This is a genomic window from Kosakonia sp. HypNH10, assembly GCF_029850615.1.
GTDB classification, from domain to species: Bacteria; Pseudomonadota; Gammaproteobacteria; order Enterobacterales; family Enterobacteriaceae; genus Kosakonia; species Kosakonia cowanii.
In genome coordinates, this window is the sequence record NZ_JAOTIU010000002.1 from 251,194 (window position 1) to 277,022 (window position 25,829).

Below are 25,829 nucleotides of genomic sequence, written 5' to 3' on the forward strand. Positions count from 1 at the left end.
ATCAGGGTCGACTGCTCAGAACGGGTTCATTCTGAGCAGCAGAGGGTTACTGCGTTTTGAAGACGGCAACCAGCTGGCGCAGGCGCGCCGCGCGCTCGGCGAGATCGTCTGCCGAAGAGGCTGACTGCTGAACCAGCCCGGCGTTCTGTTGCGTCACCTGATCCATCTGGCTTACCGCGATATTAATCTGCGACACCCCGGAGCTCTGCTCGGCAGAAGAGGCGGAGACTTCGTTAATCAGCATTGAGGTCTGCTCGATTGCGCTGACGCTCTGCTTCACTTTGTCACCGGCGTTTTCCGCCATCTTAATGCCCGACTGCGCGTCGCTCACCGAGTTTTCAATCAGCTCTTTAATCTCTTTCGCCGCCACAGCGGAACGCTGCGCCAGGGCTCTCACCTCGGAGGCGACAACGGCAAACCCTTTACCGTGCTCGCCCGCGCGGGCCGCTTCAACCGCGGCGTTCAGCGCCAGGATATTGGTCTGGAAGGCGATGCCATCAATCACCGCGATGATCTCTTCAATCTGACCGGCGCTGTTGCTGATCTTATGCATCGAGGCCAGCACGGACTCCATCGCTTCACCGCCGAGCAGCGCGGCACTGGTTGCCGAGCCTGCCATCGACGCGGCATGGCGGGTGTTGTCCGCATTCTGCTGAATAATCGAGGCGAGTTGCTCCATACTGGCGGCAGTCTGCGCCAGCGAAGCGGCCTGCTCTTCTGTGCGTGAGGAGAGATCGCTGTTGCCGCTGGCGATCTCTTCAGAGGAGGTCGCAATGGTCACGGCGTTGTTCTTAATATCATTTACCAGCGATGAGAGGTGTTCGCTCATCTTCATCAGGGACTGCAACAGCGCGCTCATCTCATTACTGCCGGTGACGGCAATACGGGAGGTGAGGTCGCCGGTTGCCACTTCCTGCGCGATGCGCGCCGCTTCATTAACCGGGCCGGTAATCGAGCGAATAATCATCACCGTCAGGGCAATACCCAACAGCGCGCTGAAGATCAGCACCGCCAGCAGGGTGATCTGTGCGCTACGCTGCGCTGAAATCTGCTTCGTTAACTGCTGCGAGAGCTCATCGCTCATGCCGTTACCCAGCACGGTGAAGTTGTTGATGGCTTCGGTAAAGATCGCCACATACTCCGTCGGTGCCATCGCCGGGCGCGAATGGGTAATAAAGATCTCGCGGGCCGTAGAGAGTGCCTGCGTCGCGCCCTGAATAGCACCTTCCGTTTTGCGGCCAAACAGATTGCGGATCTCTTCATTAGTGCTCAGGTATTTCTTCATGCCGACGTCAAACAACTGCAGCGCTTTTTCGCCGTTGCCAATCTGAAACTCCATGCGGGCGTTGTCGGTCTCGCTGATGCCATCTTTCTTCGCCAGCAGTGAGGTACCGCTGGCACGGATTTGGCCCAGAGTTTCGGTCAGCTCAGGCAGGTGAAAGAGCGCCGCCGTAATCAGTTGCGAAGTATCTAAATCGGGATCCAGCGACAGGCCATAAAAATCAAGCACGTCGATATTGAAGTCCAGCAGGCTGCGGATAAGCGCGGCATGGGAGACCAGGCTTTCCGGCGCGGTCAGGCTGCGGCTGTCGATCTGGTTTTGCAGCGCCTGCCACTGTTGATTAACCTTGTCGAGCTGTTGTAAAGGGTGCGCATCCGGGTTTTCAGCCACGATATCTTTTCTGATCTCATCAGCCAGCACGTTGATCTGATCGCGCAGCGCAATGCGCGGCGGGTAAGCCGGGTTGCCTTGCGTAACAGCAATAGCGGATTCGGCGCGGTGGCGCTGAATCAGGTTAAGCAGCTTTAACAGCTTTTTCTCAACCGGAATCGCTTTCAGTTCAACCTGTTTGGCCTGCACTTTTTGGCTGCTTTCATTAACAAATAAAGCAGTCGGCAGTGCAAAGAGGAGAAGTGAAATGATACCCAGCACCATAAACTTCGTGGAGAGGTTAATTTTATTTAATAGGCTTTTCATTTTTACCCTGGTGATTGTAATGTTTTAAATGGCATCAATAAAATGGTTAATGCGCTCATGATAAAAATTAACCCCCTGGATTCAGGAGGTTTTAATTTAAAGAAAGCTGGCGACAAAGGAATTATAGATACGCATGGTGAATTGTCCATGAAGTAAATTGTTTAAATTTTCTAATTAAAATTTATAATTAATATGAATTTAAATCAATGAGTTGTATTTATTGCCTGGTAAGAATTGACCGAAAGTGTTCACTTCGCTTAATGGTTTATTTTTATTTGGCAAAAAGCATAAAGTTTTCATTTCTCTCGCCGATAATCATCCCTTTAATTTTATTTTCCGGGTTTTAATAATTGAATAATAAGTCGGCTGGTGATTATATTTATGATAATGAGTCGCAATTAGAAAATAAGCTTACGCAAAGTAATGCTATTTAATAATAGTTACTAAATTAATTTCTATATTAGCCACAATTGATTATTAACCCGTTATTAATGTGGTTATAGGATGTGGGCCAGGTTTTATAGCAGTAATTGAAGTAAACGCCGCGCGATGCGGCGTCTTTTAAACACGCTCAATAACTTCAAACTCTTCCGCCACCAGCTCCATCTCTTCAGAGAAGATCCCGGCTGCGCTGAAAAAGCGCTGATGCTCTTTGCGCCAGTAGTCGAGGCTTAAGTCGCCTTCACCCTCTTTACGGGCAAACGCTTCGGTGACATCACAAAAGCGCGTCAGGCGCAGCGAGATGATGCGGATCACGCACACCGGCTCATCCTGGCCGTTAAGAATAATATTGTAACTGCCCAGTTTGGGCGCGGGATCTTCTGCCTGCCAGCAAGCGAATGAACCGCAGGAGGCGGTTTTGATGCCGCTGGCGACTAATGTTGCCAGCTCATCAGCCAGCGCCGGGCTGTCGCCGATCTGCCACGCCTGCGCGCCGGGGTACTTTGCTTTTAATTGTTCGAGGGTGCTCATCATAAAACCTTTTTTAACAGTCTGTTAACGGTTGACGATAGCACGTCTTGATGCGCAATGAATGCGCCGAAAATTGAGGGGAGGGGGCAGGGAACGCGCCGACGGATTAAGCCAGCGCGTTCCGGAAAGAGAGAAGAATGAAGTTATTTCAGTTCAGCCCAAGAAAATATTGCGCAATTTTGAAGTAGATAATCAGGCCGGTGCCGTCTATCAGCGTGGCAATAAACGGCGCGGAGACCACCGCCGGATCGATACCGACGCGTTTAATCACCATCGGGATCACGGAGGAGACTACCGCGCTCCAGAGCGTAATGCAGAGCAGCGTCAGGCTGACAATTAAGGTGATCTCCGGGCCGATGCCCATCATCCATGCGCGCAGGCATCCGGCAGCGGCAAGGGTGACGGCAATCATCAGCGCGGTAGTCATCTCTTTACGGATCACCCGGCCCATGTCGGCCATCCTCACTTCGCCCAGCGCCATCGCACGCACCAGCGTAGAGGTGATTTGCGTTCCGCTATTGCCCCCCGTACCGATCAGCAGCGGAATGAAGAACGCCAGCGCAATCGCCGATTCCAGCGCCTCTTCAAAGTGCTGGATCACGCTGCTGGTATAGGCTTCTGCGACAAACAGCAGTAACAGCCAGAGCGCGCGTTTTTTCCATAATCCGACCGGGCTTATCTCCAGATACGACTTTTCCAGCGGCAAGGTTGCACCCTGGCGCTGGGCATCCTCTGTCGCTTCATCGGCGAGCAGGTGCGCAATCTCTTTTTCTGCCAGACAACCGACCAGCCTGCCGTGCTCGGTTACCGGGATCAGCGTCATCCCCCGGCTTTCGATCAGCCGGGCGGTTTCATGGCGCGTATCATCAGGCGCGGCGTGAACCAGATCGCTGGTCATTAAAGAGGTGATGGGCTTCGCGACATTCTCCTCCTGCAACAGCGCTCTGATGGGCAGAGCGCCGCGCAGCATCGCACCGCATACGATAAAGACGTATGTCGGAAAATAGTCATCGCTAATCTGTTGCAGAAATGTCGAGCGACCCTCTTCAACGGTCAAATCGTCAGAGAGTGCAATAAAGTCGGCAGACATATAGTGGGCAAGCTTATCGCCAGCCTGATGCGCCTCTGAATAGTGTGCGCCGTGAGTATAAATATGTGACATACAACGTTCCCTATAGAAAACTGCTTACAGGGCGAACAAAACAGGAAGATATAGAAGAAGATCCCTACGTCCCGGTTTTAGCACTGAGCAACGTATCCGCGATAAACACGCCGGAAGTTACCTTGGCAACACCTTGATTCGATGGATGCCTGTATTTCCCTGTGTGGTCTCTCTCGACACCATCAGGGCGGTAACTTGTTTTTGCTCAGGAGCCTCGCCATAACAAGATCGAACTGCGGGCGGGAGTATACCCCTATATTTAAGGGGGGATAATGTGAACGTGCAGATGATTGAGGGAGCGTTTAAGTTCGCAAAAACGTTCCTGAATGAGACGATAAATACAAAAAGTTTGCCGTTTGGCTTAAGCGGCTGAAGCCGCGCCACTCAAGCCTTCCGGCTTCTGCAGGCAGCCGTCCAGGTGTGTAAGCGGTTAAAATAATTAAACTTAAACGTTGCCAAAAGAAATTTGCTGTGTCTTAATAGCGCCATCGGTTTGGAAGACAGACCTTATGAAAGCAGTTTTAGTAAAGCAGTCCTCAGTTCAAGAGTTATCCAAAGATACCCTTCTTCGTGAGCCTCCTCCTAAGTGCCAAATAAGATACTCTCTAATTACAGGCCATTATCGCCGCGCTAAGTGGCTCATCTATTAAGGAATTATCTATGTCTAATAAAATGACTGGTTTAGTAAAATGGTTCAACTCTGATAAAGGTTTTGGCTTTATCACTCCGGACGACGGCAGCAAAGATGTATTCGTACACTTCTCTGCAATCCAGAGCGACAACTACAAAACCCTGGATGAAGGTCAGAAAGTTTCCTTCACCATCGAAAACGGCGCTAAAGGCCCTGCAGCTGGCAACGTTACTGCCCTGTAAGCCGCGCTGATTATCAGCAAGCCTTACAACCGCGATGACGGCGATAGCCTGAGCAGTAAGCGCAACTGATAATGAAAAAAACCCGCCACGAGCGGGTTTTTTATTGCCTGAATTTCACGCAACCTTACTTCTTCTTGCCCAGCATCGACTTTAAATCCGCAAACGGGTTGTAGGTCGCCGCGCCGACATCTTTTTGCGCATCCTCTCCCGCAATCACATTCGTGCCATACTGATCCGCTTCGGTGTATTTCGAGTGCTCATGATCGTGGCAAAACAGACACAACAGCTCCCAGTTGCTGCCATCTTCCGGGTTATTGGTGTGATCGTGATCGATATGATGAACCGTCAATTCACGCAGGTTTGAGTAAACAAACTCCCGCGAGCAACGCCCGCATACCCACGGATAGATTTTAAGTGCTTTTTCACGATAGCCGCTTTCCAGCCGCGCGTAGTTTTTAGGGATTAAAGCCATTACCGACATTACCTGTTTTTTAGAAGAGGGTATTTGTTGACGCAGGCTAGCCTGCCTGGCCTGCGAGTTCAACCTATTCTCTTCCCCGGCGCGCGATAGCAAAAATCTCAGGCAAGCAGCAGGGGCAGATTAGCGCCTTCCCGGGGGATGAGAAGGCGCTTGCCGTTACTTAAACACTTTCTGCACAAACTCGGCGTAGGCCGGGCGCCAGACATCCATCTCATGATTGAGGCCCGGGTACATTTTGTAGTCGAAATGGACGCCCTTGCTCTCCAGCTCCGTTTTCAGACCGGCGATATCCTTGCCGGTAACGGAGTCTTTTTCGCCAACCACCACGGTGAAGTTATGCAACTGCTTATTCACCGCCTGGGCATTATCGAGCTGGCGGGTAATTCCGCTATCCGGCACCGTTGCGGTGGTCACGCCGCTGAAGGTCGCCAGCCAGCCAAAGTGCTCAAGATGGTGCATACCGGAGTAGAGCGCCTGGAATCCGCCCTGCGATAAGCCCGCCAGCGCGCGCCCGTCGGCATCTTTGCGCACGTTAAAGCGGCTATCAATCAGCGGAATAATGTCCTGCATCAGTTCACGGTCAGCGGCCTGCGCATTCAGCGGATAGAACTCCTTACGCCGCTCTTTCGGCGGGAAGTTCTCCGGGATCGCCTCAGTAATATCCGTCTCCGTATCCGGCACCACCACCAGCATCGGTTTGATTTTTCCCTCCGCCAGCAGATTATCCATGATCTGCGGCAGGCGGCCCTGGTCAATCGCCGACAGGCCGGTATCGCCAAAGCCATGATAGAAGTAGAGCACCGGCAGCGGCTCGCCTTTGCCGTCATAACCCGGCGGCGTCCAGACATACATCCGGCGCTCGGCACCCAGCGCTTTCGCGTGGTAGGTAACCGTCCGCAGATCGCCATGCGCCACTGCGTGATCGTCAAGCAGCGAGCCCGGCACCAGAATCAAGCTGGTGTTTACCTGGCGCTGCGGTTTCTGAAAACGGCTGCCGGTATCGACCGAGCGGAAACCGTCCACATCGAAGTAGTACTCATACAGATTAGGGGCCAGCACCTCGCTTTTCCACGACCAGACGCCGCGCTCATCTTTTTGCATATCATGCGAGACATAGCTGTCCGGGCTGGAGCCGGTGACTACCGAGACCCGCTTTGCGCCCGGCGCGAAAAGGCGGAAGGTGACGCTCTTATCGGCGTTAACCTGCGTAATGTAGTTACTGACCGGCACCGATTGATCCGGCGGGGCCGGAAGCGGCGCAGCCAACGCGGGTAGCGTCGACGCACCGAGCAGGGCGGAAATAGCGAGTGTCAGGCAGGCGAGGTTTCGTTGCATTGTTGTTCCTTTTTATCGTTATAGGAGGGTTAACCGGGCATCAGGCGATAAGCCCGGCAAACATCCGCTAAGGGATAAAAACAATACCATCTCCCGGGGCTGCGAACAGCCCGCTTAATCCGGAATACAAACCCGGATGCGATGGCCGTCCGGATCGCGGGCGACAAAGGTCCGGCCGAAAACCGCCTGCGCAGGCGGCTGCTCGATCTCAACGCCCAGCGCCAGCCACTGCTGGTAAAGCGCATCAACCGCCGCGCTATCCTGCACCATAAAACTTATCTCCATGCGGTTGCCTTCGCCGCCGGAGAGAAAATCCGCGGCGCGGGTGGACCATAATCCGAGGTTAAGTCCGTTGGTGAAGGAGAACGCTGCCCAGGTGGGCAGCACCACATCGGGTGCTTGCTGAAACAGCGTCTGGTAAAAATCGCTGCTGCGCTGTGGGTCGGAAACATACAGGATGAATAAATTCGGTATCATTGGGCACTTCTCTCCTCAAGGTAATGGGGAGATGACTATCGCAGGGAGGAGTGACAAAACATGTCAGCATCAGGACCGACACGTGCCGCAAGATTGCTCGCGCTTTTGCAAATCCTTGCCCGCCACCGCTATCCGGTAAGCGGTGCAAGCCTGGCGGAGGAGCTTTCCATCAGCCTGCGCACGCTCTACCGCGATATCGCCTCGCTGCGTGCGCAGGGAGCGGATATCCAGGGCGAAGCGGGCACCGGTTATTTGCTCGCTCCGGGCTATCTTCTGCCGCCGCTTATGTTTACCCCGGAGCAGCTGGATGCGCTGGCGCTCGGCCTGCGCTGGGTGGCGACCTATGGCGATGCGGAGATTGGCAAGGCGGCAAGCGAGGTGGCAGGCAAAATCATGCAGATCATTCCGCCGCCGATGCAATCGCTGTTCGAACACGCCACGCTGCTGGTGGGAAGAGCGGAAACGGCGATTGAAAGCGAGCACGTTGCCGGGCTGCGTGCCGCCATTCGGCGACAGTTGAAAGTGAGCATTCGCTATACCGACCGCCAGGGAAAAACGAGCGAGCGCGTGATCTGGCCTTTCGCCCTCGGCTACTTATCCCGCGATCTGCTGCTCGCCGCATGGTGTGAAACCCGCGGCGATTTTCGCCACTTCGCCGTCGCGCAGATTGAGAGTGTGCAACTGCTTGAGTGCGCCGCTCCCCACTCGCGCCAGCGCCTGCTGCGCATGTGGCGCGAGGCGGGCCGCGATACGCTTGATGAGATCAGTGGCGCAGCGCCTGTGTTGCGTCTTGATAGTACGCCGTAAGCTTATCGAGAAACTGGCACAGGATATCGTTCATCTCGCGGTAATCATGGGCGCGCAGCGCTTCAGCCGTTTCGACAAAACGGAACTGTGCGGCGCGGCTCAGATCCGCCTCGGAGTGGGCGATAAGCCGCTCGACCACCTCAGGCGTTAACTCCATATGGCACTGGAAGCCGAACACGCGATCGCTGTAGGCGACAATCTGCCGCGGGCACCCTTCACTGAAGGCGAGCACCTGCGCATCGGCCGTCAGGCCCGGCATATCGTTATGCCAGTGCCCGACCGCCAGCGTTTCAGGGAAATGGGCAAACAGCGGATGACTTTTGCCCGCCGCCGTGAGCGTAATGGGGAATTTACCGATCTCCTTCTCAGGGCTGTGTGCAAAAGCAGCGCCCAGCGCCTCGCCGATTAATTGCGACCCGAGGCAGATGCCGATCACCGCTTTTCCGCCCGCGATCGCCAAAGCGATAAGGGCCTGCTCGGCGCGGGCATCAAAATGGGGACACTCTGCCTGGGTGGTATGCGGATCCTGAGGGCCGCCCATAATAATGAGCAGGTCAAAGCCGTCAGCCGTGGCCGGAAGCGCATCGCCCGCATAGACGCGGGAGTGGCTAACCTGGTAACCGCGCTGCTGCGCCCAGCTTTCATACGCGCCGGGCGCTTCAAAACTCTCATGAACGATAAAATGAATCCGCATTGATGTTTGCTCCAGATTGCGATGGGGTGATATAACCCGGCCAATCATAAATGCAGGTTTTGAATCTCAAATGCCAAACAGCATAGATAAAGCGCCAAGACATGATGAGGCTATTGGCTGGTCAAACCTTGCCAGAGGTTATCGACGCGGAGAGGTCGATCCGCCCCATTACCATCTGGAAGGGCAGTTGCTGTTTGCCACCCGCGGCGTGTTGCTAGTGGAGACCGGCGAGCGCCGCTGGGTGATCCCGCCGCAGCGCGCGTTATGGCTGCCGCCGTTGCAGGAGCATAGCTATACGCTGCTTTCAGAAACCGACCTGCGCACCCTCTACTTCAGCCGCTCGCTGATCGCCGAATGCAGCAACTTCACCAAGAGCGAACTGGTACATGTGATTGGCGCGACGCCACTGGTGAAAGAGCTGATTGCGGGGCTGTTCAGCCATGAGTACAAAGCGCCAAGCCAGCGGAGAATGGCGCTGCTGTTGCTGGAGATCCTCAGCGAGACAGAGCAGCTTGCCGCTGAGCTTCCCCTGCCGCAGGATGAGCGCCTCGCCCGCGCCGCTAACCAGTTACTGATTGGGCAGCGCTGGGAGGCGTCGTTAAGTGAACTGGCGCATATTGCGGCGATGTCGGAACGCACCTTTTCGCGCCAGTTTATCCGCGACACCGGTTTCAGTTTCAGAAGCTGGAAGCAGCGGGCACGCATCTGCGCCTCGCTGGATCTGCTCTCTAACGGCATTCCGGTGAAGCAGGTCGCTTACCAGCTCGGCTTTTCCTGTCCCGCCGCTTTCACCGCAGCCTTCCGGGCGATTCTCGGCGCTACGCCCCACGAATTTTTACCTTAATGTCTTCCCGTTAGCCTCTACTCAGCTGCTGGCTGTTGTTGGGCATAGACTACCAGCCGCAGGTGGCGATCTTCGTCGATAATTAACGTGGTGTGCTCGAACGGCACGGAATGCTCATCCATCCACAAATGACGCACGCCGTTGCACGGGGCGTGAACATCATGCTGTCGCCACCAGCCGCTAAACTCTGGCGACACGCGCTCCAGCTCATCCACCAGTTCGACAATATCGGTGCTCTGGCTGGCGCGGGCGAAGTCGCGGCGAAAGCTCGACAGCATTAGCGGAGCCTGCTCATGCCAGGCGACAAAACGTTCCTGCAGCAGCGGATCGGTGAACAGCAGCCAGAGCAGGTTACGCCGCTCGGGCGCGTGGCGACTGAAGCCGAAAAGCGCGTCAGCCGGGGCATTAAAGCCCAGCACATCCCAGCGCAGGTTGAGCACAAAGGCGGGGTGGGGGAGATCGTGCATCAGGCGGCGCACCAGCGGCGGCAGTACGCACCAGGTTTTGCCCGGTTCGGCGGGTGGGCGCGCGTGGGTGAGCATAAAGAGATGACGGCGCTCGGCCGCATCCAGTTTCAGCACCCGCGCGAGGTTGTCGAGAAGCTGCGCCGAGACGCCAATATCGCGCCCCTGTTCAAGCCAGGTGTACCAGGTTAAACCGACCCCGGCGAGCGCAGCCACCTCTTCGCGCCGCAGCCCCGGCGTGCGGCGTCGGTTACCGCTCGGCAGGCCGACATCGGCGGGCGACAGGCGCTGGCGGTGCGCGCGTAAAAAGGCTGCCAGATCGGGGCGGGTTCGTTCCAGAGTTCGCATCTCGGCTCTCGTTGCTAAAAGTAATAGTATAAATGGTTAAATTGTAACGGCTTAATGAAGCAGGGAGAATCGTCGCACACTCCGCTGATAATGGAAATGCGCTATGAAATCTACCCCCTCTGCTGCGATCTCCTGCGATCGCTTAACCGTCGCCGCGCCGCCGTGGGCAGGCTTAGCCGTACTGCTGCTGGCAGGCTTTGTCACCATTTTCGATCTCTTTGTGGTTAACGTCGCTATCCCGAGTATTCAGAGCGGGCTGGGTGCCAGCTTCGCGCAAATCAGTTTTATCGTCGCAGGCTACGAGCTGGCCTTCGGCGTGCTGCTGATCACCGGCGGTCGGTTCGGCGACCGCTTTGGTCGCCGTCGCCTCTTTATCCTCGGTATGGCTGGCTTTACCCTCGCCTCGGCGCTTTGTGGCCTGGCAACAAGCAGCGAGACGCTGATTGCCGCCCGCGTATTGCAGGGGCTCGCGGCGGCGCTGCTCTTCCCGCAGGTCTACGCCTCGATTCGCGTTAACTTTGACGGTAACGACCGACGCCGCGCGTTTGGCCTGCTCGGCATGACCCTCGGACTGGCGGCAATTGCCGGGCAAGTGTTGGGTGGTGCGTTGATTCACGCCAATCTCTTTGGCCTGGGCTGGCGCACCATCTTTCTGATTAACATCCCGGTTGGCGTGATTGCCATCGTTGCCGCGCGCGCTATTCCCGAATCTTACGCGCCGCAAAAACCGCTGCTCGACGGGCGCGGCGTGCTGCTAATTAGCACCGCGCTCGCACTGTTACTGGTGCCGTTGATCGAAGGGCCAACGCAGGGCTGGCCCGCATGGACGCTCTGCTCACTGAGCGCGGCAGCGGTGCTGTTAGTGCTCTTTTATCGCCAGCAGGAGCGGCGTCGGATTGCAGGCTTATGGCCGCTGGTAGATATGCGCCTGCTGGCGCAACGCCATGTCGCACTCGGTGTGGTGCTGGTGCTGCTGGTCTACTCCACCTCCAGCTCCTTCTTTCTCTGCTTTGCCCTGCTGGTGCAAAAAGGGTTTGGACTGGACCCACTTCAGGCGGGGCTGATTTTTGCCCCCTGTAGCGTCGGTTTTGTGCTGGCGTCGCTCGCCGCACCGAGGCTGGTGGCGCGCTGGGGGATCCGGGCGATTATCGGCGGGGCGCTGATCTACGCGCTGTTTATTGCCGCGCTGATTGCGCAGGTGGCGATGGCGGGCCCACAGTTGAACCCCGTTACCCTGATCCCAGTGCTGGTGGTTGTCGGGGCCGGGCAGGGGGCGATCATGACGCCGCTACTCAATCTGGTGCTTGGCTACGTTGACGAAGCGCAATCCGGCATGGCATCCGGCATCATCTCCACCGTCCAGCAGGTCGGTGCCGCGCTGGGCGTTGCGGTGGTGGCGATGCTGTTCAACAACGCCCTTAGCGATGCCGGGCCAGTGGCGCAGGCGGGGCAGTACGCGTCGGCGTTTGTCGCGGGCATGCTCTGCAACCTGGCAACCTCGGTCGCCATCTGCCTGCTGTTACTGGCGCTGGCAACACAGCGGCGGGCGGTGTAGGGCAGCCCGCCGGGGCGGGTACATCACGCTTTCTCCTGCCGCTCTTTTTGCACTTTGCGCAGCAGCAGCCACATTCTCACGGTGCGCACCGCCACATTGCGCGCGGCGGCGCTCGGCGGCAGCGGATCGGGGGAGGGAGCATGATGGGAGAATTTAAACGGCGCGCTGCCGTTGAGGGTCAGGTTGGCGACAATCGCCGTCAGCGTGCCGATGGTGATGCCGCTGTGCAGAAACAGCTGCACCGTTGGCGGAAACTGGGTAAACAGCGTCGGCACCAGCACCGGCATCATCCCCAGCCCGAGCGTCAGCGCCACCACCATGCCGTTATTGTTGTTGCGATAATCGACCTGCCCGAGGGTGCGAATGCCCGAAACGGCGACCATGCCGAACATCACAATCCCCGCGCCGCCCAGCACCGGTTTGGGGATTAACACCACCAGCGCCGCCAGTTTGGCAAACAGCCCCATCAGCATCAAAATCACCCCCGACATGGCAACGACAAAACGGCTGCGCACACCGGTCAGGCCGATAAGCCCGACGTTTTGCGCAAAGGCGGCGTAGGGAAAGAGGTTGAATAAACCGCAGATCGTTGTCGCCAGCCCGCAGGTGTTAAGGCCGTTACGCAGCATCCGCGCATCGACATTTTTACCGACAATATCGCCGGTCGCCATCATCGACGACATGGTCTCTACCATCACCACCACCATTACCATCGACAGCAGGGCGACGGGCAGCAGGTGAAACTCCGGTTTCGCAAATGGCAGCGCCTGCGGCAGATGCAGCCAGGGCGTCGCCTGCACCAGCTGAAAATCGAGCGGTTTAAATACGCTCCACAGCAGCGTGCCGACCACCAGCCCAATCAGCACCGAGGTGTTTTTAATCACCCCGGAAGCAAAGGTGTAGATATTGAGGATCACCACCAGCGTCACGGCGGCCATCAGGAGTGAAATCAGGTCGCCAAAGCCGTGCATATCGCTTGCGCCGCCGCCGACCCAGCCACCGGCGACAGGCAGAATCGATAAGCCAATAAGCGTGACGATACTGCCCATCACCACTTTGGGGAAAAAGCGGATCAGCTTACTGATCCACGGTGCGCAGCAGAGGATAAAGATCCCCGAGATAATCACCGCCCCGGAGATGCCGCCGAGGCCATACTCCTTACCAATCAGCACCATCGGGATGAGTGCTGCGAAGGTGCAGCCCTGAATCAGCGGCAGCCGACAGCCGAGCCACTGCGTCACCCCCAGCGACTGCATCAGCGTCGCGCCGCCGCAAATAAACAGATCGGCGCTGATAAGCAAAATAATCTGTTCCGCAGGCAGCCCGACCGCGTTGCCCACCACTAGCGGCACCGCCACCGCACCGGCATACATCACCAGCACATGTTGCAGGCCATAAAAAAACATCTGCGTTACCGGCAGAACCTCATCAACGGACGCGGCCGAAGCCGACATAGCACTCTCTTTCATGAGCTTTTTCTCTCCTGTGCTGGCCGGGCGATTCACCCAACCCTACCGTGTAGCGCCTGCCAGCCCGGTTTGCTCTGCCGGACCGGCAGGCGGGGTCAGTTCAGGGCGTCCATCTTCGCCCATAGCCGTTTCGCCACCGCCTGCGCTTCGGCAAACAGCGGCGCGCAGTCGAGGGTGAAACGGCGATCCTGATAAATCATCCTGCCGTTCACCATCACGCTGTGCACGCTGTTGGAACTGAGGCCAAACGCCAGATGCCCGGCGATGTTCGCATCAATCAGCGGCGTCGGCGGCAGATAGTCGCAGATGGTTAAATCCGCTTTATACCCCGCTTCGATACGGCCAAAGCGGGCGTTGAAGTTGCGGTTCAGCACCTCGTTGCCGTTATAGAGCGCGCGGGCGAAGCTGTCGGGCCACAGCGCGCCGCCCGCATCGCGGTGCTTGAAGAAGGCGAACTTTATCTCTTCAAACATATCGGAGCCGATGCCATCGGTGCCGAGCGCAAAGTGGCGGAACTGCGCCAGCCGGTGGTTATAGCCGACGTGGTTGTTCATGTTTGAGCGGGCGTTATGGATCAGAAAACCGTCATGGGCATTGAGCAGCGAGATGTCGATGTCGGAGAGATAGAGCCCGTGGGCGACAAGGGTTTTCTCATCAAGCAGGTCATACTCTGCCAGCCGCTCCAGCGGATCTTTTCCGTAGTGGTGATGGCTATGGGCGACATCATACCTATCCTCGGCGACATGAATATGCAGCCCGCGCCCGGTCGCTTTCCGCGCCTCGCTGAGCATCACCAACCCTTCGTGCGGCACAGTGAAGGGCGCATGCGCGCCAATACAGGCCTCGACCAGGTAAGGCTCCTGCTCTTTTTGCCGCGCGGCGTCGATCTCTTTGGCAAAGCGAATATTCTCCTCCACGCCTTTACACACCTCGCGCAGCCCCTCGTTGCGATCGGTGGTCTCAAAGCAGGTCATACCGCGCAGCCCGACGGTGAGAAAAGCGCGGCGCAGCTGGCTGAGCGAACCGGCGATATACCCCGGCGAAGCGTGATGATCGATAACCGCCGTGCAGCCGCTGCGCACTGCTTCCAGCGCACAAATCAGCGCGCTGTAGTAGAGCGACTCGGCGTCGATGGCCCGGTCGAGCCGCCACCAGAGGTTTTTCAGCGTCGAGATAAAATCGGGGCTGGGGGCGATTTTCGCCTGGATCCCGCGCGACAGACCGGAGTAGAAGTGGTTATGGGCGCAGACCAGGCCGGGCATCACCAGCCGGCCCTGCATCTCAATCACCTGCGCGCCTATATAGCGCTGCTCCAGCCCGCTGTCGACCGCGAGGATCAGATCATCTTTAATCGCGATATCGACCTGCTGCCACACTTTCGCCGGGAAGAGCTGCGCGGCGGTGGCATTTTTCAGGATGGTGAGACTCATTGTTCTACCTCGCTAAGCAGATAGTGATGGTGCTGGTGAACGTGGCCGATAATGCGGCACATCGCCTCCAGTTGTGGCGGCACCTGGCCGAAATGGCCGTCCGCATCGATATCGAGCTGCCACTGCTGGTCATGCTGGCGGATATGCACGCGCTGGTTGTCGATGAAAAAGCCGGGGTTGTGGCTATTGAGGAAATCCTCTTCGAGGCTGAAGAGGGTCACTTTGTCCTGATAGGGCTTCCCCTGCCACGGGCAGAACTGCGCGCAGTTGCCGCACTCGTTGCACCAGGCATCCAGATGCAGGGTCTGGAAACGGTTGTTGAAGCCGGGGATCGGCAGTGAGATATTCGCCCGGTTCGGGCAGACATCGACGCATTTGCTGCAAATGTAGTTGCAGGCCAGGCAGCGGCTCGCCTCCTGGGCGACAAACGCTTCGCGATCCGCCTTATCTACCTGCGCCGTGGCGATGTCGCCTTTGCGCCGGTAAATCTCCGCCGGGTCGACGTTGCTCCAGTATTTGTTCTGCTGATGGCTGGCGAGGCTTTCGCGTGTGAGGATCGCCTCCGCTGCCCGCCGGGCATTGCCGATGGCGGCAACAATCGACGCCGGGCCATTTTGCACATCGCCAATTAAAAAGACGTTGGCGAGGCGCGTTTCACCCTCAATATTGACCGCCACGCGCCCCTGTTCATCAACTGGCAGGCCGAATGCCGCCAGCGCCGCGTTATTCTGCTGCTCGCCGATGGCGGTAATGACGCTATCGACCTGCATAGTGCGCGTTTTCTCTGTGGCCTGCGGCTGGCGACGCCCTGCGGCATCGGCCTCGCCCAGTTGCATCACGCGCAGGGTCAGCGTGCCGTCTGGCGCAAACTGCTCCGGGTTGCTCAGCCACGCAAACTCCACACCTGCACGACGCGCCTCCTGATACTCTTCGCGCCAGGCGGGCATCTCTTTGCGCGAGCGGCGGTAAACCACGGTTGCCCGCTCAACGCCCGGTATGCGTAGCGCCGCGCGGGCGCAATCCATCGCCGTGTTGCCCGCGCCGATAATCGCCACATGTTTACCGGGCTGCAAAGGCTCGCCGCGATGAAAGGCGCGCAGAAACGCCAGCGAGGCGTGAATATTCGGGTTATCACCGCCCAGCGCCACTGCGCGGCTCTTATCCGCGCCGGTCGCTACCAGCACGTAGTGAAAACCCTGCTTTTGCAACTGCGCAACGGTCAGGTTTGGGTCGCAGCCGTAAACGATCTTCACGCCGTGCTGCACCACGAAATCAATATCGTGCTCAATCAGCTCTGCCGGGATACGAAACGGCGGAATGATGTTTTTCACCACGCCGCCGGCGCTCGCTTCGCGCTCAAACAGCGTGACCGGATGTCCGGCGCGGGCGAGAAAGTAGCCGACGGCCAGCCCGGCAGGCCCGGCACCGATCACCGCTACCGGATGACGCGAGCCGGAGCCCGCCGGTTTATGCCAGCGGCGTCGGTACTCTTCCCACCCCTTTTCCAGCGCCACCTTCTTCAGTTCACGAATATTCACCGCACTCTCATAATCGAGACGGGTGCAGTTGTACTGACACTGGTGATCGCAGATATGCCCCGTCATCGCCGGGAGCGCGTTACGCTGGTAAATCAGCGCCAGCGCATCGGCGTAGCGCCCCTCGCCGAGCAGGCGAATATACTCGGGGATATCCTGCTTGATGGCACAGGCGCTGACGCACGGCGCAACATAACAGTCGGTGGCGGGCAGCGGGCGGGCGACGTCGATGCGGTCGTCCGGCTTCCACGCTTTCTGCGTGTACTCCATGGTGATGGCGCGTTCAGCCAGTGCGTCGAGGCGCGCAACGTCAATGGAGGTCATCTCCCAACCCTGCGCCTGCTCCAGCTCGCGCAGGCAGGCGGTGAGGCGCAGATAGCCGCCCGGTTTCAGCAGATCCGTTGCCAGCGTGATGGGGCGAATGCCGGTCTCGAAGATATCGCGGATGGTGAGCTGGCTGGCCCCGCCGGAGTAGGAGATGGGCAGCTTGCCGTCGAAGGCGCGCGACAGCCGGGCGGCAACATTGATGGCGAGCGGGAAGAGGGCGCGCCCGGACATATACATCTCGCCGCCCGGCAACACGCCGCGGGTATTGACCGTACCGAGGGTGTTGGTCAGCTTGACGCCGAAGCCGCGCTGTTGCCCGGCCGCCAGCGCCATTAGTCGCGTCAGCATCGCCACCGCCGGGGCAAACTGTAAGTCGTGGGCGAAGGACTCCTCATTGAGCACGATCTCCTCAAAGCCGCAGCGGTCGAGGATCTCGCGTACGCGTCCGTAGCCCAGCAGGGTTGGGTTGAGTTTGACGAAGGTGTTGAGGCGCTTCTCCACCAGCATATAGCGGCAGATGGCTTCAATCTCATCCGGCGGGCAGCCATGCATGGTGGAGAGCGTCACCCCCTGTACCAGCGTGGCGGGAATGCGCTCAGAGAGCGATTGCAGCCTGGCCGAGCGGGCGTGATGCGGCAGGCGGGCAAGAAAATCGGCGTTATTCAGGCAGTGATGCAGGGTGGTGCGATAGAGGTGAAATTTTGGCTCCGCTGAGGAGTCCATCATGCGGGCGATAAAGGTCTGCATCGGCGCTTGCTTGATGCCGTCGAGGTTGTAACCGACGCTCATATTGAAAATAAAGGATTTCTCTTCTGTTCTCGGCGTCTGCGGGAACACCGCATCGAGCAGATGCAGCACAAACCAGGCTTTCAGGTACTCATCCCAGGCCTTGGCCAGGGTGAACTCCGTCGACCATTCGGTATTAAAACCGGCATCTTCGGCATCAATACAGGGTTTTTCAATCTCAAGGCGATCGAGGATCTGCACGGTTTTTAATTCGATAAAACGCCCGCCCGTCAGCCAGGCGGTAATAATATTTTGCGCCAGCTGCGTATGCGGTCCGGCGGCCGGGCCAAGCGGGGTGACGCAGGTTTCGCCAAATACCGTGATGGGCCGCGAACGGATGGTTGAACAGAATTGCTGTTCGGGAATACCAAATATTGACCGCTGGCTCTGATACTCCTCAAAAATACGCGTCAGTAGCGCCTCAAACGGCACGGGGCGCATAATATCTCCCATAACCCTCTCCTCTGGCTTATTCAGATAAACGACATTGCCGCACTATTTTTCATCGCAGCGGCGGAGAGAGAGGAAGCAACAATCACACCACTCCTGGTTTAAGTGATTGAAAGAGCGCGAAAGTGTGAGGTGTATCTAAAGTTGTGCTGGTTGAGGGTGCTCTATTAAGCCGTTATCAGACAGGCGTGATTTTCATTTTCTCAAAAAGCGCAGAGAAACTATCAGAGTGATAATTTCCCGGCCGCCGCTGCGTATTAACGCGGTTATCGCTGATGACTCCTCAGGTAAATAACAGGCTCGTTTACGACGCGGCTCACGCTTTAAAAAATAAAACGGCAGACGAGTATAAATATTGCATTACTCAAAGGTGAAAAAGCGTGCCACGCGCGGACTAAATAACCTTGAGGATGTTATGACGATTTTTGCAGAAGCAGCAAAGCTTGAAGAGCAGAACCGGCCTTTTGCCCTGGCGCAGATTATTGACAGCCGTGGGTCAGCCCCCCGGCACACTGCGCAGATGTTGATTCGCGATGACGGCACGATCATCGGCACCATCGGCGGCGGCGTGATTGAGCGTCACGTTATCAACGAGGCGCTGGAGGCACTGCGGGAGAAAACCGCCCGCGTCTTTCATGGCCGTATGGCGCGCAGCGGGCAGAATGCGGTCGGCTCGGACTGCGGCGGCGCGATGACCGTGCATATCAGCGTGCATGGCCTGCGTCCCCGGCTGGTGCTGGTTGGCGCAGGGCATGTTAACCGCGCGATGGCGCACGCCGCGGTGCCGCTCGGGTTTGATATCGCCGTTGGCGACACCTATTTACAGAGCCTCACCTCTGATGCCTTCCTCCCCTCCATTCGGCTGGTGTATGGGCAAAACTTTGTCGAGGTGATCGATAACCTTGCGATTCAGCCGCAGGACTACGTGCTGATCGCCACCCATAACCAGGATCGTGAGGCGCTGGAGTTGCTGATTGACCAGCCGGTTGCCTGGCTCGGGCTGCTGTCGAGTCGGCGTAAGGTGCAATCCTTTTTGCGCCAGCTGCGCGATGCGGGCGTCAGTGACAGCGCGCTTGCCCGCCTGCGCGCGCCGGTGGGGTATGACATTGGTGCCGAGACGCCGCAGGAGATCGCCATCAGCGTGCTGGCGGAGATCCTGCAGGTAAAAAACCGTGCGGCGGGCGGGCTGCTCGGCCTCAACGCGCCCGCACACCAACGGAGTGAAACGCCGATCGCGGTCAGTTGATCGGGCAAGCCCGGCCGCTGGTTACTGGCTAATCAGCGTACCGGTTTTCCCCTCAATGCCCGCTTTCGCCTGGCGTAGCTCGGTGATCAGCGCCTGGCGGCCAGGTCGCGAGCGGGCAAAGGCGACGGCGGCCTCCACCTTCGGCAGCATTGAGCCTGCGGCGAAGTGGCCTTCGGCGATAAAACGCTCCGCATCCCTGACGGAGAGCGTATCGAGCAACTGCTGGTTGGGCTTGCCGAAGTGCAGCGCCACTTTCTCCACGGCGGTAAGAATGATCAACATATCGGCATCGATCATGGCGGCGAGGGTGGCGCTGGCCCAGTCTTTATCGATCACCGCGCTGACGCCGCGCAGATGCTGCCCCTCATGCACCACCGGAATACCGCCACCGCCGCAGGTGATCACCACCTGATCGGCGGCCATCAGCGCTTTTACCGTCTCTTTTTCAATGATATCGACCGGTTTTGGCGAGGCGACAACCCGCCGGTAGCCGCGCCCGGCATCCTCCTTCATGGTGTAACCCTGGCGGATAAGCGCCTGCGCTTCAGCTTCGGAAAAGAAGGATCCAATCGGTTTATCCGGCTGGCTGAAGGCGGGATCGCCCGCCGCCACTTCCACCTGGGTTATCACCGTGGCGACGGGAATATCGAGGTTACGGGCGAGCAGGGCTTCGCGCAGGGTATTTTGCAGATCGTAGCCAATATAGCCCTGGCTCAGGGCGACGCAGACCGACATCGGCAGCATCGGCGTGTGCGCCTCGGTTCTGGCGGCGGCCTCGAAGGCGAGGGTGATCATGCCCACCTGCGGGCCGTTACCGTGGGTGATCACCACCTGGTGCCCCTGGGCGACCAGTTCCGCTATTGTTTGTGCAGTCTGCTGTAGCGCCTGCATCTGCCCGGCGAGATCGCACCCGAGGGCATTTCCGCCGAGGGCGAGAACAATCTTTTTCTTCATAGCACACTCTCTTGTAGCAACGGTTCCGCTGACGGCAGCGTAAGCGGCTGAAAGGGTTGGCGGCGTAAAAAGCGCCCCTGGCCAGCAACGCCGGTGAATACGCCGTTATCGAAGATCACCCGCCCGCGCGACAGGGTCTGGCGGATCGCCCCCTGGCAGATAAACCCCTCCCACGGCGAGTAGTCCGCATTGTCATGCAGCCGGTCGTGGCGAATGGTGGTGGTGCGCTGCGGATCGATAATCACTACATCGCCATCCGCGCCGGGGGCCAATAGCCCTTTTTGCGGCCACATGCCGAACAGTTTGGCCGGGTTGGCGCTGGTGAGCGCCACAAAGCGCTCGGGCGAGATGCGCCCGGTCATCACCCCGTAGGAGAAGAGCAGCAGCAGGCGGTTTTCCACCCCCGGCAGCCCGTTCGGGCAGCGGCTAAAATCGCCGCCGGAGAGGGTCTGGCGCTGCGTCAGCGAAAAGGCGCAGTGATCGGTGGCGACGGTATCAATCGTGCCATCGGCAATGCCGCCCCACAGCGCATCATTGTGGCGGGCGTTACGCAGCGGCGGGCTGAGCAGATACTTCAGCGCGTCCTGGCGTTCGTAGCAGCGCTCGTCGAGCAGCAGATACTGCGGGCAGGTCTCTACCCACACCGGCTGCTGCTGCGCGCGGGCGAGACGCAGGTACTCCAGCCCCAGTTGATTGGAGAGGTGCACGATATAGAGCGGTGCATCCCCGGCCAGCCGCGCGAGGTTGATCACTCTGGCGATCGCTTCCGCTTCGCACTCCGGCGGACGGCTCAGGGCGTGGTAGCGCGGCGCAGTTTTCCCGGCATTGAGAAACGCCGCGCGGCGCTGGGCGATGGCGGCATCGTTCTCCGGGTGGACGGTGGTCAGCGCGCCCGCCAGATGCAGATGGCGCATCGCCTGCAAAATCTCATCATCGTTCAGCTTGTACTGGTAGGTGAGATAGAGCTTGAAACTGCTGATGCCGCTCTCCACCATCATCGGGATCTCATCCAGAATGCCGTGGTTCACATGCTGGATCACGCCGTGAAAGCTGTAGTCAATCACCGCTTTATAGGCGGCGTAGTTATGGTAAACACCCAACTGGTGGCGCAGATGGCAGCCGGGCGGGCCAAAGCCCATATGATCAACCACCGTGGTGGTACCGCCGCAGGCCGCCGCGCGGGTGCCGGTAAAGAAGTCGTCGCAGCTGCGGGCGAGCCCGGTATCAATATTGAAATGGGTGTGAACGTCGACGCCGCCGGGCATCACATAACAGCCTGCGGCATCAATCACCTTGCAGGAGGCATCAGCCTCAATCGTGCTGGCTATCTGCTTAATCCGCCCGGCATCGATAAGCAGATCCGCGCAGGCTCTCTTGTCAGCGTTGACGATAAGGCCATTTTTAATCAGTACGCGCATAGAGACTCCAGAACGCCCGCCGCAAATCAAGCGGGCGTGACATCGACAAACTACTCGTTCGCCAGCCAGCTCAGCGGGATCGCGGCATACATCGCCGCACAGGTGACCAGGTGCGACTTCCAGGTCTTCTCATTCGGCGCATGGGCTTCCGGCTCTTTACCGGGGCCAAAACCGATCACCGGAATGCCGTGCCGCCCCATAATCGAGACGCCGTTAGTGGAGAAGGTCCATTTATCAACCACCGGCGCGCTGTCGAACAATCCCTCATAGGCGTTGTAGAGCGCGCGCACGGTGAAATGATCCTCTTCCACTTTCCACGTCGGGAAGTAGCACTCGGTAGGGTAGATAAGCCCGGTCCACGACGGGCGGTCGTAGCTGTACATCGATACCACCGCTTCGGCCTTTTTCACCGCGGGCAGCGCGCGGATCTCCTCCAGCGCGCCTTCCCAGCTTTCGCCCCAGGTGAGCCTGCGATCGATAGAGATAGCGCAGCTGTCCGCCACCGCGCAGCGGCTTGGTGAGGTAAAGAAGATCTCCGAGACGGTGAGCGTGCCTTTGCCGAGAAAATCGTCATTTCCCAGACGTTGCGACAGCTTCTCCAGCTCGCCGAGAATCGGAGCCATTTTGAAGATGGCGTTATCGCCGCGTTCCGGCGCGGAGCCATGACAGCTGACGCCATGCACATCGACGCGGATCTCCATGCGCCCGCGATGGCCGCGGTAGATCTGGCAATCGGTCGGTTCAGTGCTGACGACAAACTCCGGGCGAATGCCGGACTGCTCAATGATGTACTGCCAGCAAAGCCCGTCGCAATCCTCCTCCTGCACGGTGCCGGTCACCAGCAGGGTGTACTCATCCTCAAGGCCGAGATCTTTGATAATCTTCCCGGCATAGACCATCGAGGCCATGCCGCCCTCCTGATCGGAGGCGCCGCGCCCGCCGATCAGCTCATCGGTTTCAATCCCGTGATAGGGGTCAAAGCCCCAGTTTTTGATATTGCCGACGCCGACCGTATCAATATGCGCATCCATGGCGAGCAGCCGCGGGCCGTGGCCGATATAGCCGAGCACGTTGCCCATCGGGTCGATCTCCACTTTGTCGAAGCCGACGCGCTCCATCTCCTCTTTGATGCGGTGAACGACGCGCTTCTCATCACAGCTTTCGCTGGGGATGGCGATCATATCGCGCAGGAAGCGTGTCATCTCCGCTTCGTAGAGGTGTGCTTTTTCAACAATCTGTTTAAACGGGATAGCTTTAGCCATCGCTCTCTTCTCCTGTTATGACGCTTGCCGCTTGGCGGGAGCGGCGCTGACGCCGGGGAAATTATTCAGCCGCCGGATGCTTGCCTGCCCACACCACCTCGCGGTAGTGCTGCGCATCGGTATCGCCTTCGGTGCTGATCAGCAGCACCACCGAGTCGCGATTAAGCTGTAAGCTTTTTCTCAGCGACTCGCCCTGTGGGTGCAGCGGGATAGCGGCGAGCAGGCCCGCGCCAACGGCGCCGGATTCGCCGGAGATGATGCGCGGATCGTCACCCAGCGGATGGCCGAGCACACGCATGCCCAGCGCGGCGACGGCATCTTCACAGGCGATAAACTGGCTGGCGCAGTTGCGCAGGATTGTCCAGCCGAGCGGGTTGGGTTCGCCGCAGGCAAGACCCGCCATAATGGTCCCCATCTCGCCGCCGACCTTGACGATCTCCCCCTTTACGGCAGAGCGGTAGAGGCAGTCGGCCCGCTCCGGCTCAATAATCACGCTGTGCAGATGCCGGGCGTCAAAGGTTTCTGCCAGGTAGTTCAGGACGCTGGCCGCCATTGCGCCGACGCCCGCTTGCAGGAAAACATGAGTGGGGCGGGGCGTGCCCATCGCGGCCATCTGTTCGATCGCTTCATCAATCAGCGTGGCGTAGCCCTGCATTATCCAGGTGGGGATTTTTGTGTAGCCGGGCCAGGCGGTATCCTGCACCACCTCCCAGCCATTTTTTTGCGCCCGTTGCAGGGTAAATCGCACGGTATCGTCGTAATTCATATCGGTGACGATACACTCAGCGCCGAGGCGCAAAATGGCATCGACCCGCGCCTGCGCGGAGCCTTTTGGCATATAGATCACGGCGTTCTGCCCAAGCTGCTGCGCCGCCCAGGCGACGCCGCGCCCGTGGTTGCCATCGGTGCAGGTGGCAAAGGTGAGCTTCTCTTTGGCGATCGCTTTGACCTGCTCAAACGAGAAGGCGTTGATATCAAGATGATATTTTTCACACAACAGCTGCGCGATGGCGTAAACGCCGCCGAGCATTTTGAAGGCGTTAAGGCCGAAGCGCTGCGACTCATCTTTCACCAGAATCGTATCCACACCGACGCACGTCGCCAGCGCATTCAGCGCATAGAGCGGGGTGGGCTGATAGCCCACCAGTTTTTGATGGAACTGGCGCGCCTGCTGCGCCTGCTGGCGGGTGAAGCGCGGCGAGGCTTCGCCGGTAAAGAAGTGGTTTTCGGCAATATTGATACGCAATGGAAGAGCGGACATGTTCTAACCTTCTCCATAATGTCAGAAACAGTAAGTGGCCGACTGGCTAGCCGGTCGGTTACAAAATGCGTTTTTGCGCGTCGGTAAACAGCTGTTCCAGCAGCTGGCCCGGCTCGGCATATTTGCGACAGAGGATCATTGAGGCGATGATGTAGGGCTTCCAGCTCGCCTCTTTGTAGGTGGCAATGCGGTATTTTTCGAACACCTCAGCCGCGACTTCGCCTTCGTCGCAGGAGACGCCGCTGATATCTGCCGGCAGGCAGTGCATATAGAGCGCCTCGCCGTTGCGGGTGGTCGCCATCAGCGCCTCGGTACACTCCCACTCTTTATGGCGGGCGTTCTGCGCCAGGCAGTGCTGCTCCAGCGCTTTCAGCCCCTGATGATCGCTGGCGCGCAGCAGGTCCGTGCGCTGCTCCATTACGGTGTAGGGCGCCCAGGATTTCGGGTAGACGATATCGGCATCCTTAAACGCTTCTGCCATATCATTGACCTGGCGGAAGCTGCCGCCCGAAGCTGCGGCATTGCTTTTTGCCACTTCAATCACATCCGGGATCAGGTCGTACCCTTCGGGGTGCGCGAGGGTGACATCCATTCCAAAACGCGTCATCAGGCCGATGATCCCCTGCGGCACCGAGAGGGGTTTGCCATAGCTTGGCGAGTAGGCCCAGGTCATGGCGATTTTTTTGCCCTTCAGCGCCTCCAGCGAGCCGAAGTGTTCGCGCAGCCAGGCGAGATCCGCCATCGACTGGGTCGGGTGGTCAATGTCGCACTGTAAGTTAATCAGCGCCGGACGCTGCGGCAGCACGCCCTGTTTATGGCCGTCATCCAGCGCTTCACCCACTTCCCGCATCCAGGCGTTACCGGCTCCGAGATACATGTCGTCACGAATTCCGATGGCATCCGCACAGAAGGCGATCATATTGGCGGTTTCGCGTACCGTTTCGCCGTGGGCAATTTGCGATTTGCCCTCATCAAGATCCTGTTGTGCGAGGCCGAGCAGATTGAGCGCCGAGGCGTAGGAGAAGCGGGTGCGGGTGGAGTTATCGCGGAACACCGAAATGCCCAGCCCGCTGTTGAACACGCGGGTGGCAATATTCTCTGCACGCAGCGCCTTCAGGGCCGCGGCGACATCAAGCACCTGCTTCAGCTCATCCGGCGACTGCTCCCACGTCAGCAAAAAATCTTTCTCATGCAGATGCGAGTGAAGGGTGCGGATCTCCTTGATTAATTCATTAACAGTTTTCATTTTGCAATCCTGATTAAGAATGACGGGCTTACGCGTGGCGGTGCGGTTGCAGGGGGAGTGTGACGCGCGACGGCCAACGTGTAGTGGCACCCTAACAATAAGCGTGCCACTTCCCGCCGGCTGCGCTGGCGGGCGGGTAAAGGGCGGGGTATATGTGAGGAATATCACGGATTTTTGCGATGTTGCGCAGAAAAGAAGCAATACGCTGCGGCATGTGAAGAGACGATGCGGTGGCGATAAAAAGGCGAAACGGGAAATGCGGGAAAAATAACCGGAAAATAACCGCTAAATTGATAAACCGCGCGGCGGAATTATCATATTGATAGCGAAGTGTGATAGCTATTACATATTTACCATTCGTCACAAAGCGGTCGGGTGTGGTTATTCCGTAATACGCGAAGGGGAGTGTTATCCTGCAACTAAGGAAAGCAGAGCGGAAAGATGCTGTTAAAAGT

20 protein-coding genes, 1 pseudogene and 1 riboswitch are annotated in these 25,829 nt (G+C 58.2%); of the genes and pseudogenes, 5 read left to right on the top strand and 16 right to left on the bottom strand.

Going from position 1 to position 25,829, the window contains the following annotated elements:
• Positions 1 to 46 precede the first annotated feature (46 nt).
• The 3 genes from N7V53_RS07435 to N7V53_RS07445 all read right to left on the bottom strand — a co-directional run bounded on the left by N7V53_RS07435 (position 47) and on the right by N7V53_RS07445 (position 4,112).
• On the bottom strand, positions 47 to 1,978 hold the full coding sequence (locus tag N7V53_RS07435; protein ID WP_279792941.1) for a methyl-accepting chemotaxis protein: 1,932 nt from the start codon (positions 1,976 to 1,978) through the stop codon (positions 47 to 49).
• Between the two features lie 561 nt (positions 1,979 to 2,539).
• A complete protein-coding gene (locus N7V53_RS07440) occupies positions 2,540 to 2,950 on the bottom strand; it encodes an ASCH domain-containing protein (RefSeq protein WP_279793172.1) in 411 nt (136 codons plus the stop codon).
• A gap of 148 nt (positions 2,951 to 3,098) precedes the next feature.
• A complete protein-coding gene (locus tag N7V53_RS07445; RefSeq protein ID WP_279792942.1) occupies positions 3,099 to 4,112 on the bottom strand; it encodes a magnesium transporter in 1,014 nt (337 codons plus the stop codon).
• Between the two features lie 55 nt (positions 4,113 to 4,167).
• Positions 4,168 to 4,346, bottom strand: a riboswitch (M-box (ykoK) riboswitch).
• Positions 4,347 to 4,772: 426 nt separating this feature from the next.
• On the opposite strand from N7V53_RS07445, the gene cspA reads away from it, so the two are divergent.
• Entirely contained in the window at positions 4,773 to 4,985 is a 213-nt protein-coding gene (gene cspA, locus N7V53_RS07450; RefSeq protein ID WP_042716246.1) for an RNA chaperone/antiterminator CspA, read from the top strand.
• Between the two features lie 124 nt (positions 4,986 to 5,109).
• Here cspA and yajD read toward each other — a convergent pair whose 3' ends face one another.
• The 3 genes from yajD to N7V53_RS07465 all read right to left on the bottom strand — a co-directional run bounded on the left by yajD (position 5,110) and on the right by N7V53_RS07465 (position 7,278).
• The gene (yajD, locus tag N7V53_RS07455) at positions 5,110 to 5,457 is read right to left on the bottom strand and encodes an HNH nuclease YajD (protein ID WP_023479696.1); all 348 of its coding nucleotides are present in this window, start codon (positions 5,455 to 5,457) and stop codon (positions 5,110 to 5,112) included.
• 165 nt (positions 5,458 to 5,622) lie between these two features.
• Positions 5,623 to 6,801, bottom strand: a complete 1,179-nt coding sequence (locus N7V53_RS07460) for an alpha/beta hydrolase-fold protein (RefSeq protein WP_279792943.1) — start codon at positions 6,799 to 6,801, stop codon at positions 5,623 to 5,625.
• 114 nt (positions 6,802 to 6,915) lie between these two features.
• A complete protein-coding gene (locus tag N7V53_RS07465) occupies positions 6,916 to 7,278 on the bottom strand; it encodes a VOC family protein (RefSeq protein ID WP_279792944.1) in 363 nt (120 codons plus the stop codon).
• Between the two features lie 60 nt (positions 7,279 to 7,338).
• Here N7V53_RS07465 and N7V53_RS07470 point away from each other — a divergent pair, with 60 nt between their 5' ends.
• Positions 7,339 to 8,085, top strand: coding sequence for a YafY family protein (locus N7V53_RS07470; protein ID WP_279792945.1), 747 nt, complete (start codon positions 7,339 to 7,341; stop codon positions 8,083 to 8,085).
• Here the strand turns inward: N7V53_RS07470 and N7V53_RS07475 are convergent.
• Positions 8,042 to 8,779 carry a type 1 glutamine amidotransferase gene (locus N7V53_RS07475; RefSeq protein ID WP_279792946.1) on the bottom strand — a complete coding sequence of 246 codons (738 nt, stop codon included), beginning with the start codon at positions 8,777 to 8,779 and terminating at the stop codon, positions 8,042 to 8,044. The genes N7V53_RS07470 and N7V53_RS07475 overlap by 44 nt on opposite strands.
• 70 nt (positions 8,780 to 8,849) lie before the next feature.
• Here N7V53_RS07475 and N7V53_RS07480 point away from each other — a divergent pair, with 70 nt between their 5' ends.
• Positions 8,850 to 9,623, top strand: coding sequence for a helix-turn-helix transcriptional regulator (locus N7V53_RS07480; protein ID WP_270221777.1), 774 nt, complete (start codon positions 8,850 to 8,852; stop codon positions 9,621 to 9,623).
• A 17-nt stretch (positions 9,624 to 9,640) separates the two neighbouring features.
• Here the strand turns inward: N7V53_RS07480 and N7V53_RS07485 are convergent, their stop codons facing one another.
• Complete coding sequence (locus N7V53_RS07485) at positions 9,641 to 10,435, bottom strand: helix-turn-helix transcriptional regulator (protein WP_279792947.1); 795 nt, start codon at positions 10,433 to 10,435, stop codon at positions 9,641 to 9,643.
• A 103-nt stretch (positions 10,436 to 10,538) separates the two neighbouring features.
• Between N7V53_RS07485 and N7V53_RS07490 the strand changes: the two genes are divergently transcribed.
• A complete protein-coding gene (locus N7V53_RS07490; protein ID WP_279792948.1) occupies positions 10,539 to 11,990 on the top strand; it encodes an MFS transporter in 1,452 nt (483 codons plus the stop codon).
• 23 nt (positions 11,991 to 12,013) lie between these two features.
• Here N7V53_RS07490 and N7V53_RS07495 read toward each other — a convergent pair whose 3' ends face one another.
• From N7V53_RS07495 to ygfK, 3 genes are all read right to left on the bottom strand, one after another.
• On the bottom strand, positions 12,014 to 13,459 hold the full coding sequence (locus tag N7V53_RS07495; protein WP_279792949.1) for a nucleobase:cation symporter-2 family protein: 1,446 nt from the start codon (positions 13,457 to 13,459) through the stop codon (positions 12,014 to 12,016).
• Between the two features lie 95 nt (positions 13,460 to 13,554).
• The gene (ssnA, locus tag N7V53_RS07500; RefSeq protein ID WP_279792950.1) at positions 13,555 to 14,889 is read right to left on the bottom strand and encodes a putative aminohydrolase SsnA; all 1,335 of its coding nucleotides are present in this window, start codon (positions 14,887 to 14,889) and stop codon (positions 13,555 to 13,557) included.
• Positions 14,886 to 17,990 (bottom strand): putative selenate reductase subunit YgfK, encoded by a 3,105-nt coding sequence (gene ygfK / locus N7V53_RS07505; protein WP_279792951.1) that lies wholly within the window; start codon positions 17,988 to 17,990, stop codon positions 14,886 to 14,888. Before ygfK ends, ssnA begins: the two co-directional genes overlap by 4 nt.
• Before the next feature lie 412 nt (positions 17,991 to 18,402).
• Here ygfK and N7V53_RS07510 point away from each other — a divergent pair.
• Positions 18,403 to 19,200 (top strand): annotated as a pseudogene (locus N7V53_RS07510) (XdhC family protein); the annotation flags it as partial.
• Positions 19,201 to 19,254: 54 nt separating this feature from the next.
• Here N7V53_RS07510 and arcC read toward each other — a convergent pair.
• The 5 genes from arcC to ygeW form a co-directional block, all read right to left on the bottom strand.
• The gene (arcC, locus tag N7V53_RS07515) at positions 19,255 to 20,187 is read right to left on the bottom strand and encodes a carbamate kinase (protein ID WP_279792953.1); all 933 of its coding nucleotides are present in this window, start codon (positions 20,185 to 20,187) and stop codon (positions 19,255 to 19,257) included.
• Positions 20,184 to 21,605: a dihydropyrimidinase gene (gene hydA / locus N7V53_RS07520; RefSeq protein WP_279792954.1), complete on the bottom strand. Its 1,422-nt coding sequence runs from the start codon at positions 21,603 to 21,605 to the stop codon at positions 20,184 to 20,186. The genes arcC and hydA overlap by 4 nt, the downstream gene beginning before the upstream one ends.
• Before the next feature lie 50 nt (positions 21,606 to 21,655).
• The gene (locus N7V53_RS07525) at positions 21,656 to 22,867 is read right to left on the bottom strand and encodes a YgeY family selenium metabolism-linked hydrolase (RefSeq protein ID WP_279792955.1); all 1,212 of its coding nucleotides are present in this window, start codon (positions 22,865 to 22,867) and stop codon (positions 21,656 to 21,658) included.
• A 61-nt stretch (positions 22,868 to 22,928) separates the two neighbouring features.
• Complete coding sequence (gene dpaL, locus N7V53_RS07530) at positions 22,929 to 24,128, bottom strand: diaminopropionate ammonia-lyase (RefSeq protein ID WP_279792956.1); 1,200 nt, start codon at positions 24,126 to 24,128, stop codon at positions 22,929 to 22,931.
• Between the two features lie 58 nt (positions 24,129 to 24,186).
• Complete coding sequence (gene ygeW, locus N7V53_RS07535) at positions 24,187 to 25,374, bottom strand: knotted carbamoyltransferase YgeW (RefSeq protein WP_279792957.1); 1,188 nt, start codon at positions 25,372 to 25,374, stop codon at positions 24,187 to 24,189.
• Positions 25,375 to 25,829 lie beyond the last annotated feature (455 nt).